Genomic DNA, 13,671 nt, shown 5'->3' with positions numbered 1-13,671 from the left:
GGTGATCCGTTTCGAAGCCGTCTCCAAGACCTATGCCGCCGGAAAGGGATCCGGCGGCCACGCGGCCCTGCGCGAGGCCTCGCTCGAGGTCGGCCAGGGCGAGGTGTTCGGGGTCATCGGCGCCTCGGGGGCGGGCAAGTCGACCCTGATCCGCCTGATCAACGGCCTGGAGCTGCCCACGGGCGGCAAGGTGATCGTCGACGGCGACGACGTGGCGGCGCTGGACGTCGCGGGCCTGCGGGCCCTGCGTCGCCGCGTCGGCATGATCTTCCAGCACTTCAACCTGCTGTCGTCCAAGACGGTCGAGCAGAACGTGGCTTTCCCGCTGAAGCTGGCCGGCCGCGCGCCGGCCGAGATCAAGGCGCGGACGGCCGAGCTGCTGGCGCGGGTGGGCCTGAGCGACCACGCGACGAAGTATCCGGCCCAGCTGTCGGGCGGCCAGAAGCAGCGCGTCGGCATCGCCCGGGCGCTGGCCACGGCGCCGAAGATCCTGCTGTGCGACGAGGCCACCAGCGCGCTCGATCCCGAAACCACCGAACAGATCCTGGCCCTGATCTCCGACCTCAACCGGGAACTGGGCCTGACCATCGTGCTGATCACCCACGAGATGGACGTGGTGCGCCGCGTCTGCGACCGGGTGGCGGTGCTGGAGGGCGGCCGGGTGGTCGAGCAGGGGCCGGTCGAGGAGGTGTTCCTGCATCCGGCCAGCGACACGGCCCGCCGCTTCGTCGGCGAGGTGGAGGAGGCGGCCGAAACCGCCTTGCCGGCCGGGATGCTGGTGCGGCTGACCTTCAAGGGCGAGGCCACCTACAAGCCCGTGCTGGGGGCGGTGGCCCGCGAGACCGGCGTCGACTACTCCATCCTCGGCGGTCGCATCCACAAGCTGCGCGATACGCCCTACGGCCAACTGACCCTGGCGCTGACCGGCGGCGACGTCGAGGCCGCCATCGCCCGCTTCAAGGCCGCCGACGTGCGGGTCGACCGCCTGGAGGGCCGCGCATGAGCCTGTTTTCGAACATCGACTGGACCGACATCGGCCTGGCCAGCCTCGACACCCTGACCATGCTCGGCGGTTCCATGGTCCTGACCGTGATCCTGGGCCTGCCGCTGGGCGTGATCCTGTTCCTGACCGGCAAGGGCCAGATGCTGGAGAACAAGCCCGCGCACACGGCGCTGGGCCTGCTGGTCAACATCCTGCGCTCGGTGCCGTTCGTGATCCTGCTGATCGTGATGATCCCGCTGACGGTGCTGCTGGTCGGCACCTCGCTGGGCGTCGCCGGCGCGATCCCGCCGCTGGTGGTGGGCGCCGCGCCCTTCTACGCCCGCCTGGTCGAGACCGCCCTGCGCGAGGTCGACAAGGGCGTGGTCGAGGCCAGCTTCGCCCTGGGGGCCACGCGCCGGCAGGTGGTGGTCGGCGCGCTGCTGCCCGAAGCGATGCCCGGCATCATCGCCGGGGCGACCGTGACGGCGATCGCGCTGGTGTCCTACACCGCCATGGCCGGCGTGGTCGGGGCCGGCGGTCTTGGCGACCTGGCGATCCGCTTCGGCTACCAGCGCTTCCAGACCGACGTCATGGTGGTCACCGTCGTGCTGCTGCTGATCCTGGTGCAGGTGCTGCAGATGGTCGGCGACGCAGTGGTGCGGAAGGTCTCGCACCGGTGAGCGCCATCGCGATCAGGCCCGCCGTCGACACCGACATCCCGGCCCTGGTCGCGCTGAACGCCGGCGTGCAGGCCCTGCACGCGACCTTCTCGCCCGAGATCTTCAAGCCCGTCGTCGATCCGGTCGAACTGGCGGCCTTCCTGCGGGCGACGCTGGACGGGCCGGCGCATCGCCTGCTGCTGGCGACGGTCGAGGGCGCGGCGGCCGGCTACGCCTGGGGCGAGATCCAGGACCGCGCCGAGACGCCCTTCGCCCTGGCGCGCCGACGGCTCTACCTGCATCATCTGGTGGTAGACCCGGCCTTTCGTCGCCGGGGGATCGCCGCGGCCCTGCTGGCCGCGCTGGAGGGCGAGGCGAGGGCGCTCGGCCTGGAGACCGTCGTCCTCGACGCCTGGGCCGACAACGCCGGCGCCCAGGCCTTCTTCGCCGCCGCCGGCTATGCGCCGCTGAACCTGACGCGGGCCAAGCGCCTGGGGTGAGACCTTGCGTCCTTCGAGGCCCGCTTCGCGGGCGCCTCAGGATGAGGCGTTCAGGGCAAGGCGGTCCTCATCCTGAGGTGCGAGCCGGGAGGCGAGCCTCGAAGGACGCAACGCCTTGCCGGTTTCGGCCCTGAGCGCTTAAGAACCCCGGATGACCGACGAAATCCTCTCCGCCCCGCCGCCCGAGCACTGGGACCAGGCGCTGGCCGACACCCTGCCGGGCCGGACCATCCTGGTGGGCCTGACCTTCCTCGACGCCGGCGGCGAGATCGAGGAGGTCGAGCAGTTCCACGGCGTCATCCTGTCGGCCGATCCGCAGGAAGGCATCCTCGTCGACCTGCTGACCGAGGAGGAGGACGGCGACACCTACCTGCTGCCGCCGCAGACCTCGAACATCAGGTCCGCCCAGCCGGGGACCTACACCCTGGCCAACGGCGAGGTGCTGGAGAACCCCGACTTCGTGTCGAACTGGACGATCCAGGGTCCCGAAGACCCGGCCAACGACGACTGAGGCGGCTCAGGTTCCCAGGCAGCGCCGCACGGTCAGCTCGATCAGGCGGCGCCGTTCCAGCATCGTGCCGACGGCGTCCCGGGCCCCCTCCACGGCGACATCGCCCACCATGTCGTCGTGGCAGATCAGCGCGCGCTGCGTCACGCCCTCGGTCGTCAGGGTGCAGACCCCGCCATAGATCTTGCCAGCATAGTTGCTGGTGGTGCTGGTCGGCATGGACAGGCCGGCGTCGCAGTCGGTGACCCTGGTGGTCAGCTTGTTGAACGTCAGGCCGCTCTGCAGCTCACGGGTCACCTCGTCCAGCTTCTGGCCTTCGGCCCAGTCGAGCGGATAGTCGTATTCGCCGATGCGCACCGACTGCAGGTCCTTGGCGATGCGCATGGGACCTTCCAGGGTCTGGGCGGCGTTGGTCGTCGCCATCGCGAGGAGGCCGGCGAGGGCGCAAAGGGCGGGCGTCTGCATCGGGGCGCTCATGGCTGCAGGGGTTCCTGGCGCAACCTATAGTCAAGCTGTCGGCGCGCCAACCGCGTCCGCGCCCGGGTCCTCTTGCCCGCCTCAGGAAAACTGATTCCGTGCGGGCGGCGTTTTCGCGCAATACCCTCCCGGAATTATCGACTTACCGGAGCCGTTCATGGTCGCCCGCCGCGCCGCCCTCCTCAGCCTCGCCGCCTTCGCCCTGCTGGCCGCCTGCAATCGCCAGCCCGCGCCGTCGGCCGCCGACACCCTGGTGGTCGGCGCCACCGCCGTGCCGCACGCCGAGGTGCTAGAGTTCATCAAGCCGAAGCTGGCGGCCGAAGGCCTGAAGATCGACATCAAGGTGTTCAACGACTACGTCCAGCCCAACGTGCAGCTGGCCGAGCGGCGCCTGGACGCCAACTACTTCCAGACCGGACCCTATCTCGACACCGTCAACGCCGATCGCGGCTGGGGCCTGGTCAAGGCAGCCGGCGTTCACATCGAGCCGCTGGGCGCCTATTCGGCGAAGATCAAGGCCATCGCCGACCTGCCGGCCGGCGCCACGGTGGCCATCCCCAACGAGCCCAGCAACGGCGGCCGCGCCCTGCTGCTGCTCAACAAGAACGGCCTGATCACCCTGAAGGACCCGTCCAACCCGGTCTCGACGCTGAAGGACATCACCGCCAATCCCAAGGGCCTGAAGTTCAAGGAGCTGGAATCGGCGACCCTGCCGCGGGTGCTGAATCAGGTCGACCTGGCGGTGATCAACACCAACTATGCGCTGGACGCCAAGCTCGACCCGGCCAAGGACGCCCTGCTGATCGAGGACAAGACCAGCCCTTACGTGAACTTCCTGGTCACCCGTCCGGACAATGCGTCCGACCCCCGCGTGGCCAAGCTGGCCAAGGCCCTGACCTCGCCCGAGGTGAAGGCGTTCATGGCGGAGAAGTACAAGGGCGCGGTGGTTCCGGCGTTCTGATTTCTTCCTTTCGCTCTCCATTCAGGTCGTCATCCCGGAAAGCGCGCAGCGCTTATCCGGGACCTAGGGGACTGGGCGCGGCGTATTGATCCTCCACCCAAGCGGTCGCCGGCGCTTTGCGGCGACTCCTGGGTCCCGGATCTGCGGTCCGCTATGCGGCCCTTCGTCCGGGATGACGGGTGTTGGATAGAGGGGCGAACGCGCTCTCGACAACTCCAGATTGTTAAGCTCTAATCGCACTCTCGCAGAGGGGCGCGATGGTCAGCGGCAAGTCGTTGAGGGTGTCGGAGGCCGCGCCGCGCGCGCCCAAGGCGGTCGAGCCCGCCAAGGGCGAAAAGCCCGCCCGGCCAGGCAAGGCGGCGCTGGTGGCCGCCCACCATGCCGGTCATCGCGAGCGGCTGAGGGAGCGGGCCAGGGCCGGCGGCCTGGCGGCGCTGCCCGACTACGAACTGCTCGAGCTCTACCTTTTCCGCAGCCTGCCACGCGGCGACGTCAAGCCGCTGGCCAAGGCGCTGCTGGGCCGGTTCGGCTCGTTCGCGGGCGTGCTGGGCGCGACGGTCGAGGAGCTGAAGACCGTTCCCGGCGTCGGCGAGGCGGCGGCGGTGGATCTGAAGATCCTGCACGAGGCCACCCTGCGGGCCGGGCGCGAGGGCATCACCAAGCGGCCGGTGATCTCGTCGTGGACGGCGCTCCTGGGCTATGTGCGCGTCGCCCTGGCCAACGAGTCCCGCGAGCAGTTCCGGGTGCTGTTCCTCGACAAGAAGAACCAGCTGATCGCCGACGAGGTGATGAACCACGGCACGGTCGACCACGCGCCGGTCTATCCGCGCGAGGTGATGCGCCGGGCGCTGGAGCTTTCCAGCTCCAACCTGATCCTGCTGCACAAGCACGTAACGCTGTCACGGTGGTCCACGAGTATTCACGTATTATCTAATTGATTTTATTTGAAAAAATGACTTTTCGCCTCTCTCGCGGTGAGGCACGATGAGGGGCGTCGAATAAGCGCTTAACGAGCTCATTCGCCACCAAACACCGGCACCAGTAGGGGCTCCAACACCCTACTCATCATACGTCGAGACACCCTCATGCCGAGCCTTACGGACGGTGCGATCCGTCGCGCCCTGAAAGAAGTCGCCGAGACGCAAAAGCCAATGGCTCTGGCAGATGGCGAAGGTCGGGGAACTGGGCGGATGATCCTTGTGATCAGGCCGATGCCCACGCGAGTTACCGCCGATTGGATGGCGCAGCAGTGGAGAGCCGGTGCTCGGACCCGCAAGAAGTTCGGCGCCTATCCAGCGATGTCGCTGGCCGACGCGCGCTTGGTCTACGATCGCGACTATTCCCAGGGGATCCAAAAAGGTCGCAGCATAAAGATGCTCGGCGACACCCGAGCTGGAACTGTGGGTGATCTGTTCAGCGGCTACGTCGCAAGTCTCAAAGCAGCGGGAAAGCCTTCATGGGTCGAGGTTGAGCATGGCCTGGGCAAGATCGCCGGCATCCTCGGTCGCCACCGCGCGGCCCGCGACATCGAGCCTGAAGAAGTCGTCAGTGCAATCCGACCGATCTTCGAGCGGGGGTGTCGCTCCATGGCGGATCATACCCGCAGCTACGTCCGCGCAGCGTACAGCTGGGGCTTGAAGTCGGAGCACGATTATAGGACTCGCACACCCCGACGCTTTGGGCTCCTCCATAATCCCGCAGCTGGCATCCCGAGCGAACCCTATGTCCCACAAAGCAGGTGGCTGAGCGAAGCTGAGTTTCGCCAGCTCTACCGCTGGCTCGAGTGTCCCGACACGCCTGTGCATCCGCCCTATACCCGCGCGGTTCGATTGCTGATGCTGACAGGCCAACGTGTCGAGGAGATCGCTAGCCTGCACGTCTCCCAGTGGGATGGCCGGGAAAAAATCATCGACTGGTCAACGACCAAAAACGGCAAGGCTCACGCGATCCCAGTGCCGCAGATCGGGGCTGATTTAATGAGTGCTATCACACCCAATGAGTATGGCTGGTTCTTCCCATCCGCAATGGATCCGATGCGGCCGGTCAGCCACAGCACCCTCTATGCCTTCATTTGGCGCCAGCGTGGGAGGGGCGTGATACCGATGGCGAACAATCGGGATCTACGTCGCACTTGGAAAACGCTGGCAGGAAAAGCCGGTCTCTCAAAAGAGATCCGTGACCGGATTCAGAACCACACGCTGCAGGATATCAGTTCCAAGGCGTATGATCGCTGGAACTACATGCCCGAGAAGAGGGCGGCGATGAAGAAATGGAACGCGTTTATCCTTGGCGTTCTCGGCCAAACGAGGGGCAAGGCGGCGGCCTGATGTAGGCGGTATGTTCCGGGCGCGTTGGTTGCCGCGGTGAATGGCAGGAGGTCGCCCACACTAGCTAGAAGCGCTTCCCGTTGCTCGGCGGCTCGACGGTTCGTCGCGCCTGCCAGCCTGGTCCTCAGCCGCCCCTGCTCGGCCCTCTGCAACGGCCGCTTTCGGCGCCTCCGGGAAACTCCGGGAACGCCCCGGAACGTCTGCGAACAGGTGCGCAAATGCGGACACTCTAGAGAACTATGAGTGGCCGCTTGCGATCTGAACCGCAAGCCATGTGTCGCTGACTCCATAACTTGCGACAGCGTCGTTGGGGTGCAGCCGCATGACGACTGGGCCTGGGAAGGCAGCTACATTGCGTGTGTGAATGCGATCGTCTAGCCGGCCTGTGGCGCTGCCGATATTCCACGGCCGCTACCCGGAACTGCCTACTCAGACGTTCACCAATACAATTCGGCCCGCGCGATTTGTTCGTTCACGTGGGATATGAAACCGCCCGGATGAGCTTTGCACCGGTATAGATAGTAAACGATTTCCTTTTCGAACTCGGAAAATCGAACATTTTCACCCCTTGCGTTTATGGTCGTGGTTCGCAGCATTCGCTCGTGCTCAGGCGTTTCGGCCAGCGCCCAGTTTTCGTCAAAACAAGCGGGAAGATCGTCTTTCCAGCTCATGGGGTCCGTCTCTAGATGATTGATCCGATGTGCGTAGCCCAGCCGCGCTGTAGACGGCTTGCGTACAACCTCGGCTATAGTCTCCATGGTCGCGCGCTCAGTGCAAGGCGCCGCCTAAGAACGGGCAGCTCGCCACACCCACGCATAGCCGCCTGGCTGGTACGCATACACTGACAAGGTAGGCTCTCCTCCTGGCTCAGCTTTCGGCGTTGCGCCAGCACAAGGTGGGCAATGGCGCCGAGGATGAGCCTTCCGCCCTGAACTAAACCTCAGTGAGGCGGCTTGAGTGCGCCAAGGAACTATCGACTCCTGGCGCAACTTCTAGCCTTTCGCCGTTCCCTGAGCGCGGAGTTGCAATGCGTGGACAAAGGCCAAGTCTTGGTCATTGGCGTAGCGGTCGAGGAAGCGACCATGCTGTCTCGCAGAGGCCCTCGTTCAGGACGCGACTGGCTCAATCTTCTTGCGCGCCATTTCTCCCCCAAGTTGCATGGCGACCAATTGCGTGGGATTCAGTGGGCCATGCTGGTCGCCCCCCGCATTATCAGCCAGTCGCAACCTCGACGCCCAAGCGCTGCGGATCGGTTGGAGTGCAAGCCGTGCATTGTCGGGATGGCGGCACTGCAACTGCTGTGCCTAGCGGCCGCCTGGGCGCTGGCCTGCGTCGCCATTATTCCTCTAGTCGTCGTCAGACGTGCAATTTCGTACGCGGCGACAGCCAGCTCGAGCGGCGGGCGTGCTGACGGAGCATAAAGGCGGCCCTCGACCGGTTTTGGTGCGAGAGGTGCATATAGACAGCGGATCGGACAGCTGTCGCCACGATCGGCGTCCGGCTCTTCCATCTCCGCGAAGAGCCGCTGAATGGGTCTGCTAGGGGTGGCTAGCGAACGTTTGCTTCGGTCGCACCGGCCAGCTAGCTCGCGCCAATTGCTTCCGTTGCAATCCTTCCACCGAGCGGACATTCAGTTCGCCGGGCGCAGGGCGGTAACAGCCAGTGGATGTCAGCAAAGCTAATGAATATGTGTCGCCTTTCGTACGACTATACAACCCGGAGACGCGCCTTCGTCAGCTTTTGAACTGCGGCCCGCAGAGTTTATGCGCCGCCGTGTGGACGTGCAGCCATTCTACGAAGATTTAGGTTGTTTGGCCGCTTACCAGCCCAGAAGCTCTCTTCGATAGGCCGCAAACGATGTTACGCCACAGTCAATAAGGTTCTCGACCAAGATGGCGGCGGCGGTCTGGTCCATGGCGCACCTCAGTACGGCGAGCGACGGGCGCGGTCGTCGATTCGGGCCAGTTCGCGCAAGACTTCCCGCGCCGCGGCGGCGGGATGGCGCTCGCCCAGCGCCACGCTGGCGGATCCGTAGTCGCTGCGCACCTGGAGCGTCTGGCCTTGCAGCAGCCAAGCGCCGCGGTAGCGGAGGCCATCGGCCTCGATTGTAAAACTATTCATGGTCGGTCTCCGTGTAGAGGGACAGGCAAGGAAGCGCGCCCGCACAGTGAGGCGGGCGCGCGATCGCAGCGCTAGGCGGGAGCAATGCGCCTAGCGGCGATCTTCCCACCCGCGGCGCGCGGCCTCGGCATGGCCTTCGCTATCGCCGAACCAGCCGCCTTGGCCGCGACCACGGCCGCGCCCGCCGCGGTCTTCATCGTCGTCGCGGTTGCGCGGGCGGGAGGCGCCGCCACGATCTTCCCAGCCCTGGCGAGCCGCTTGGGCGTGGCCTTCGCTGTCGCCAAACCAGCCACCCTGGCCACGACCGCGGCCACCACGATCGTCATCATCGCGGCCGCGAGAACGATAGCCACGATCGTCGTCGTCGCCGGTGAAGCGGCCACGATCATCCCGGTCCCGGTCGTTGCCGCCGCCTCGCGAACGGTAGCCACCGCGATCGTCGTCGTCGCGTTGGCGAGCGGCGCGCGAATGACCTTCGCTGTCACCGAACCAACCCCGGCCACGGCCGCCCCGGTCATCGTCGTCACGGCCACGCGAACGATAGCCGCGATCGTCGTCGTCGCTGGTGAAGCGACCGCGTTCGTCGCGGTCCCGGTCATTGCCGCCTCGCGAACGATAGCCGCGTTCATCATCGTCTCGATCCCGGCCGCGAGAGCTGTAGCCGCTGCCATCGTCGTCGCCGGTGAAGCGGCCGCGCTCGTTACGGTCGCGATCATTACCGCGCGAGCGGTAGCCGCCACGGTCATCATCATCGCGGAACGAGCGGGATTCGCTGCCGCCGCGCGCGGCCCAGCCGCGCCGCGAGGCCTCCGAATGGCCCTCGGAATCGCCGTACCAACCGCGGCCGTCGTCATCGTCGCGTCCGCGCGAGCGATAGCCGCGGTCATCGTCTCGGTCTGGCCCGCCTGACGAGCGGCCTCGATCGTCGCGCGTGAAACGGCCTTGGTCGTCGCGTTCGCGACCGCCTTGTTGTCTGGCCATGGGATCCTCCTGTTGTTGGCCTTGGGAGAGGTTGGAGACTTCGAGCGCCACCAAAGGCGTAGGCCGAAGCCGCCCGCCCTGGGCTTTCAGCGCGTCCTTGCGCTGACGGAGCTGCACGCCCAGCGCCTCGACATCGACGCCGGCCTCGCGCGCCTTAGCGAAGATGCCGTTCTTCGGCTCCTCTTCCTCGGCGACGTGGTGCTTGATCTGCTCGGACAGCACCTTGAACTTGGCGTCGCGGTACGGATCTTCCTGGTCGGCGGCCAACAGGTCGGCGATCAGGAGCTTGGCCCCGTCGTGCTCGACCTGGGCCTCGTTCAGCGGATCCTCGTCGGAGACCGCTTCGCGGCACGCCGGATAGAAGATTTCCTCCTCCAGCCGCGTATGCAGGATCAGCTCCGCGCACGCCTCCTGGATAATGGCTTTCTTTCGAGCGGACCCGGCGTTCTCGAATTCTCGGAACAGGGCCTCGACCTTGCGGTGATCGGCCTTCAACAGGTCGATCGCGTCGGTCGTCGTCACGCCGGCCGTAGTCGCCTTGTCGGCCGTGGCCGACGTGCTCGTCGCCGGGGGCGTGGTTGGAGGGGTCTGGGTCTTCTTGCCGTCGCTTGCAGACGCTTCGGCGCTCGACGCCGAGGCGGCGATCTCATCCTGTTTGGCCATTGAAGGCGCTCCCCGTTTGAGCATGAGACCCGGGATCGCCCTGTTGGTCGGCCAGCGCGCCAGGTCGACGGGGAAAACGGCGGCTCCAGGCCGCCGCTCCTTCCAGTATCAAATGTAATAGATTGAAAACTCTACAATAATTCATCCATCACTTAGGGGCTCAGCAGTGCTTTCCCTCGGCGGAAACGCCGTTCGGACCTTGAAGATTTTTCTGGCCTCGGCCGCGTCAAGGCCGTCGGGGCCTGCTTGGGTGCAGGATTTTTCGCCGTTTTTCTGGATCTTGCCTCCGCCGCCCAGGGGGCGGTGAAGTCGCCGGATACATCGGCCTCGCTCCAGACGGCCGAGCTGTTGGGAGGATGCCGGTTTCTTCTGTTGCAGGCCTCCGAGAGGGGCGCCTCACCCGCGCTACTCCGTTCCTAGAGACGCCGTGGTCCGTGTCGCCGGCGAGGTCGCGCCAGGCTCGCGCGCTCAGGCGATGAAGATCCGAATGTCCGCCTAGGGTCGATCTCGCCCTTGTGCATGCCGGGCCGAAGGCCCGCTTGCTGGAAGGCGCCAACGGCAATGGCAGCAATTGACGCTCTTCGGCGATCCGTAGGGTCAGACCCGAGCGATCGCGTCGAGCAAGATCGAATGCTGGCGGCGTACGATCCGGCCGAAAGCCGCATCGTCTCCCAAGGCGCGCGCCAGCACGATCGCGCCCTGTATTCCGGACACCGCTTCCTCCGCGAGTTGGGCGGCCAGCGCCGGGGCGACTTTGCCGACTTCGAGGCAGTGAGCCAGCGCCGATATCCAGCGCGCAAAGTAGCCTTTCACCTTGGTCGTGAACGCGGAACCGGAGGCGTTGAGACCCAGGCTGCCGACCAGACACACGCGGCGACCGGATCGAAAGTAAGTCGTCACGTCCTCGATCATGGCGGTGATCGTCGCCCCGGGATCACGGGTGTTCTCCAGGGGCGAGAAGATCGTGTCGGCGAACCAGCGATCAATGTCGGCCAGAACAGCCTCCATCATCTCTTCCTTCCCGCCAGGAAAGAAGTTGTAGAGGCTGCCCTTGCCCAGGCCGGTCGCCTTCGAAATCACAGTCAGGCTCGCACCCTCGAAACCGTGCTCGCGAAAAGCTTCCGCCAGCGCCGGCACGGCGCTGGCGCGGTCGGTGAGGGTGCGCTTGCTGCTCATAGATCAAGGTCGCTCAGAGAAGGGTGATCGTCGGGACGACGGCCCAGCGGCCAGCGGAACTTGCGATCCGCCTCGGCGATCGGCATTTCGTTGATGCTGGCATGGCGGTTGGACATCAGGCCGTCTTCGGCAAAGAGCCAGTTTTCGTTTCCGTAGGCGCGGAACCACTGCCCGCCGTCATCGCGATACTCATAGGCGTAGCGCACGGCAATGCGGTTGCCGGTGAACGCCCACAGCTCCTTGATGAGCCTGTACTCGTGCTCCTTGTTCCACTTGCGGGTCAGGAAAGCTTGCGCCTCATCCCGATTGGTCGCGAACTCGACGCGGTTCCGCCAGCGCGTATCGAGCGTGTAGGCCAGGGCGACCTTGGCCGCGTCGCGCGTGTTCCAGCCGTCCTCGGCAAGGCGCACCTTCTGGATCGCGCTCTCTTCGGTGAACGGGGGCAGTGGGGGTCTGGACATAACTTCTCCTGGGCTCATGGGAGCGATTTGAGAAAGCGCCGGCGCCGTGAAAGCCACGGCGGGCACGGCGACGGTGAAACTTCGACGGCGCATTCGAACCGTCCAACCAACTTGTACTGATCGGTACAAGTTGGGCTGGGCGCTGTCAAGCCGGTCCCGTGGGCGCCAGAAGCCGACGGAAGGAATGCTGACGCAGGCGTTGCGGCGCGCGCGGGCCGCCAGCCATCCGGGGGGCGTTGCGAAGCTGGACGTAAGGTGACAATGGCGGCCGCGCCGAGAGCGGGCGCAGAGCTCGGCCAACAAGGCCAGACGTTGAAACTCAGCTAGGGGGGCGAGCAGACCTGGGCGCCGAGCCTGTCCTGCTAGAGGGCGCGCCAAGCCTCGGCGTCAGCGAGCGCGAAGCGCAGGCCCCGATCAGTTCCCGCAAGCCCGACCTGAAATGCCCGCTCCAACCCGGCTTTTGGGCGAGGTTGGAATTAGTTGGCGCCCGATCGCGGGGCGACGCTTTTTCAGCTGTCCCCGGCCGGCCGGCGACCGCGAGCCAGGAGAAGCTTGTAGCCGGTATGGGTCATCCAGCGCGCTCGTCCAAGATGCGTCTCCCAGCACCGGCGTGAGCCCGCCTCGTCCTCTTGCGGGCGCAGACCCAGGATCGTCCGAGCGGCGTCCTTCCAGTCAGCCCCTTCCTCCTCGGCGTCGAGGAGACGCAAGTAGGTGGTCAGGTGCGCCAGATCGTAGTCGGTGAGGTCGTCGGAGCCGACCACTTCGCCGGCGATGTCGTGTTCCAGGTCCAAAGGCGACTTTCGGCTCTCATGGTCGGCGTCAGGCGACGCCAGACAAGACCGTTGGCCGGTCCGATGCAAGCCGCGCCCGTGCTCGACAGGATGTTCGCTGCCGCGAATGCTTCCTTGCGGGGGGGCCTGCTCACCGGGTCGCCATGGCTGACGCATTGAGACAGGACGAAGGTTGGCGGTCGGTCGAAGCCTACCGGCCATTGCTCGACGCCGACGCTTCGGCCTGGGCCTGGGAGTTCGCGCGGCGGGCCACAGCGGCGGACGGCTCGGTTGGCAGGGCCCCGCCCGATCTGTGCTTCGCTGGCGCTGGCCCAGCGTCCAGTCCGGTTCCCGCCGCCATGTGGCGGTTCGAGACCGACCCTTCGATGCCGGTGTTCTTGCACGCCCCGGCGCGAGGCGGCGAGACCGACGCCATCGACATCCGGCGCCTGCCGCTCGCCACCGTCGTGGTCTCCAACGCGGCGGGGACCCACCAGGTCATGGTGGCGGACGGCGTTCGCAGGCTGCGGTTCGCCGTGATCGGCGGGGACGTTCTCGGGGGCGCGATCCGACTGCTCTACCCACTGCCCGCCAAGGGGAAAGGCGGTGCGGGGCTGGACGGCGTGCGACGTCTCCTCGCCTTGCGCGACACAGGGCGTCTGCCGGCCGCCGCGGCCGGGGTGCGGGGTCGGCCGCTCCGCTGGCTTGCGGCCCTGCGCGCCTTCGACGCGCGCCAGAGGGGCGCCAGCCAACGAGAGATCGCCTGTCTGCTGTTCGGCGCCGCGCGGGTGTCCGAAGACTGGACGAGCCAGTCCGCCTACATGCGCATGCGCATCCAGCGGCTGGTGCGGAGCTCGCAGCACTTGGTGGCCGGGGGCTATCGCCGGGTGTTCGGCCTGCTGCCCGCGGGCCCGATCGGCGCTGCGGCGATCACGGTTTGGCGATCGCCGGCCTGGGCCGCCGCGACCTGCCCGTGAGAGGCTGTGGATGGTTTGGCGGCGACCGTAGCCTTTGCACGAGTTGTGAGCCTTTCGACGGCAGTATGTGCAGGAGACCTGCACACTGTTCCCAAGCCTCAGCACAGG

General features: G+C 66.2%; 15 protein-coding genes. 8 read left to right on the top strand and 7 right to left on the bottom strand.

Annotated elements, in window-relative coordinates; translation table 11 throughout:
* Position 1 precedes the first annotated feature (1 nt).
* The 4 genes from G5B46_RS07260 (at position 2) to G5B46_RS07245 (ending at position 2,652) form a co-directional block, all read left to right on the top strand.
* Entirely contained in the window at positions 2-1,003 is a 1,002-nt protein-coding gene (locus G5B46_RS07260) for a methionine ABC transporter ATP-binding protein (RefSeq protein WP_165257296.1), read from the top strand.
* Positions 1,000-1,662, top strand: a complete 663-nt coding sequence (locus tag G5B46_RS07255; protein ID WP_165257294.1) for a methionine ABC transporter permease — start codon at positions 1,000-1,002, stop codon at positions 1,660-1,662. Before G5B46_RS07260 ends, G5B46_RS07255 begins: the two co-directional genes overlap by 4 nt.
* Positions 1,659-2,141, top strand: a complete 483-nt coding sequence (locus tag G5B46_RS24325) for a GNAT family N-acetyltransferase (protein WP_165257293.1) — start codon at positions 1,659-1,661, stop codon at positions 2,139-2,141. The genes G5B46_RS07255 and G5B46_RS24325 overlap by 4 nt, the downstream gene beginning before the upstream one ends.
* A 151-nt stretch (positions 2,142-2,292) precedes the next feature.
* The gene (locus tag G5B46_RS07245; RefSeq protein WP_165257291.1) at positions 2,293-2,652 is read left to right on the top strand and encodes a hypothetical protein; all 360 of its coding nucleotides are present in this window, start codon (positions 2,293-2,295) and stop codon (positions 2,650-2,652) included.
* A 6-nt stretch (positions 2,653-2,658) separates the two neighbouring features.
* Here the strand turns inward: G5B46_RS07245 and G5B46_RS07240 are convergent, their stop codons facing one another.
* A complete protein-coding gene (locus tag G5B46_RS07240; RefSeq protein ID WP_165257290.1) occupies positions 2,659-3,126 on the bottom strand; it encodes a hypothetical protein in 468 nt (155 codons plus the stop codon).
* A gap of 157 nt (positions 3,127-3,283) precedes the next feature.
* On the opposite strand from G5B46_RS07240, the gene G5B46_RS07235 reads away from it, so the two are divergent.
* The 3 genes from G5B46_RS07235 to G5B46_RS07225 all read left to right on the top strand — a co-directional run bounded on the left by G5B46_RS07235 (position 3,284) and on the right by G5B46_RS07225 (position 6,414).
* Positions 3,284-4,087 carry a MetQ/NlpA family ABC transporter substrate-binding protein gene (locus G5B46_RS07235; RefSeq protein ID WP_165257288.1) on the top strand — a complete coding sequence of 268 codons (804 nt, stop codon included), beginning with the start codon at positions 3,284-3,286 and terminating at the stop codon, positions 4,085-4,087.
* Positions 4,088-4,344: 257 nt separating this feature from the next.
* Positions 4,345-5,025, top strand: a complete 681-nt coding sequence (radC, locus tag G5B46_RS07230) for a DNA repair protein RadC (protein WP_165257287.1) — start codon at positions 4,345-4,347, stop codon at positions 5,023-5,025.
* A 147-nt stretch (positions 5,026-5,172) separates the two neighbouring features.
* Positions 5,173-6,414 carry a site-specific integrase gene (locus tag G5B46_RS07225; protein ID WP_165257285.1) on the top strand — a complete coding sequence of 414 codons (1,242 nt, stop codon included), beginning with the start codon at positions 5,173-5,175 and terminating at the stop codon, positions 6,412-6,414.
* A 437-nt stretch (positions 6,415-6,851) separates the two neighbouring features.
* Here G5B46_RS07225 and G5B46_RS07220 read toward each other — a convergent pair whose 3' ends face one another.
* The 6 genes from G5B46_RS07220 to G5B46_RS07195 all read right to left on the bottom strand — a co-directional run bounded on the left by G5B46_RS07220 (position 6,852) and on the right by G5B46_RS07195 (position 12,607).
* Complete coding sequence (locus tag G5B46_RS07220; RefSeq protein ID WP_165257284.1) at positions 6,852-7,085, bottom strand: hypothetical protein; 234 nt, start codon at positions 7,083-7,085, stop codon at positions 6,852-6,854.
* A gap of 1,252 nt (positions 7,086-8,337) precedes the next feature.
* The gene (locus tag G5B46_RS07215) at positions 8,338-8,535 is read right to left on the bottom strand and encodes a hypothetical protein (RefSeq protein WP_165257282.1); all 198 of its coding nucleotides are present in this window, start codon (positions 8,533-8,535) and stop codon (positions 8,338-8,340) included.
* Positions 8,536-8,625: 90 nt separating this feature from the next.
* Entirely contained in the window at positions 8,626-10,179 is a 1,554-nt protein-coding gene (locus G5B46_RS07210) for a hemerythrin domain-containing protein (RefSeq protein WP_165257281.1), read from the bottom strand.
* Positions 10,180-10,776: 597 nt separating this feature from the next.
* Positions 10,777-11,355 carry a TetR/AcrR family transcriptional regulator gene (locus G5B46_RS07205; RefSeq protein WP_165257279.1) on the bottom strand — a complete coding sequence of 193 codons (579 nt, stop codon included), beginning with the start codon at positions 11,353-11,355 and terminating at the stop codon, positions 10,777-10,779.
* Positions 11,352-11,816, bottom strand: coding sequence for a DUF1348 family protein (locus G5B46_RS07200; protein ID WP_165257278.1), 465 nt, complete (start codon positions 11,814-11,816; stop codon positions 11,352-11,354). Before G5B46_RS07200 ends, G5B46_RS07205 begins: the two co-directional genes overlap by 4 nt.
* 509 nt (positions 11,817-12,325) lie before the next feature.
* Positions 12,326-12,607: a DUF2285 domain-containing protein gene (locus G5B46_RS07195; RefSeq protein ID WP_165257276.1), complete on the bottom strand. Its 282-nt coding sequence runs from the start codon at positions 12,605-12,607 to the stop codon at positions 12,326-12,328.
* A gap of 143 nt (positions 12,608-12,750) precedes the next feature.
* Here G5B46_RS07195 and G5B46_RS07190 point away from each other — a divergent pair, with 143 nt between their 5' ends.
* Positions 12,751-13,563, top strand: coding sequence for a DUF2285 domain-containing protein (locus G5B46_RS07190; protein WP_165257275.1), 813 nt, complete (start codon positions 12,751-12,753; stop codon positions 13,561-13,563).
* Positions 13,564-13,671 lie beyond the last annotated feature (108 nt).

Origin of the sequence: Caulobacter sp. 602-2 (genome assembly GCF_011043625.1) — a bacterium.
Lineage (GTDB): Bacteria > Pseudomonadota > Alphaproteobacteria > Caulobacterales > Caulobacteraceae > Caulobacter.
Note: the sequence above shows the minus strand (reverse complement) of the source record. Positions and strands in the feature narration are given on the sequence as shown.

Bases quoted from the DNA above. Each gene is read 5' to 3' on its own strand.
- G5B46_RS07255 (WP_165257294.1), top strand. From the start codon at position 1,000: ATGAGCCTGTTTTCGAACATCGACTGGACCGACATCGGCCTGGCCAGC.
- G5B46_RS07245 (WP_165257291.1), top strand. From the start codon at position 2,293: ATGACCGACGAAATCCTCTCCGCCCCGCCGCCCGAGCACTGGGACCAG.
- G5B46_RS07240 (WP_165257290.1), bottom strand. From the start codon at position 3,126: ATGAGCGCCCCGATGCAGACGCCCGCCCTTTGCGCCCTCGCCGGCCTC.
- G5B46_RS07235 (WP_165257288.1), top strand. From the start codon at position 3,284: ATGGTCGCCCGCCGCGCCGCCCTCCTCAGCCTCGCCGCCTTCGCCCTG.
- radC (WP_165257287.1), top strand. From the start codon at position 4,345: ATGGTCAGCGGCAAGTCGTTGAGGGTGTCGGAGGCCGCGCCGCGCGCG.
- G5B46_RS07225 (WP_165257285.1), top strand. From the start codon at position 5,173: ATGCCGAGCCTTACGGACGGTGCGATCCGTCGCGCCCTGAAAGAAGTC.
- G5B46_RS07220 (WP_165257284.1), bottom strand. From the start codon at position 7,085: ATGAGCTGGAAAGACGATCTTCCCGCTTGTTTTGACGAAAACTGGGCG.
- G5B46_RS07215 (WP_165257282.1), bottom strand. From the start codon at position 8,535: ATGAATAGTTTTACAATCGAGGCCGATGGCCTCCGCTACCGCGGCGCT.
- G5B46_RS07210 (WP_165257281.1), bottom strand. From the start codon at position 10,179: ATGGCCAAACAGGATGAGATCGCCGCCTCGGCGTCGAGCGCCGAAGCG.
- G5B46_RS07205 (WP_165257279.1), bottom strand. From the start codon at position 11,355: ATGAGCAGCAAGCGCACCCTCACCGACCGCGCCAGCGCCGTGCCGGCG.
- G5B46_RS07200 (WP_165257278.1), bottom strand. From the start codon at position 11,816: ATGTCCAGACCCCCACTGCCCCCGTTCACCGAAGAGAGCGCGATCCAG.
- G5B46_RS07190 (WP_165257275.1), top strand. From the start codon at position 12,751: ATGGCTGACGCATTGAGACAGGACGAAGGTTGGCGGTCGGTCGAAGCC.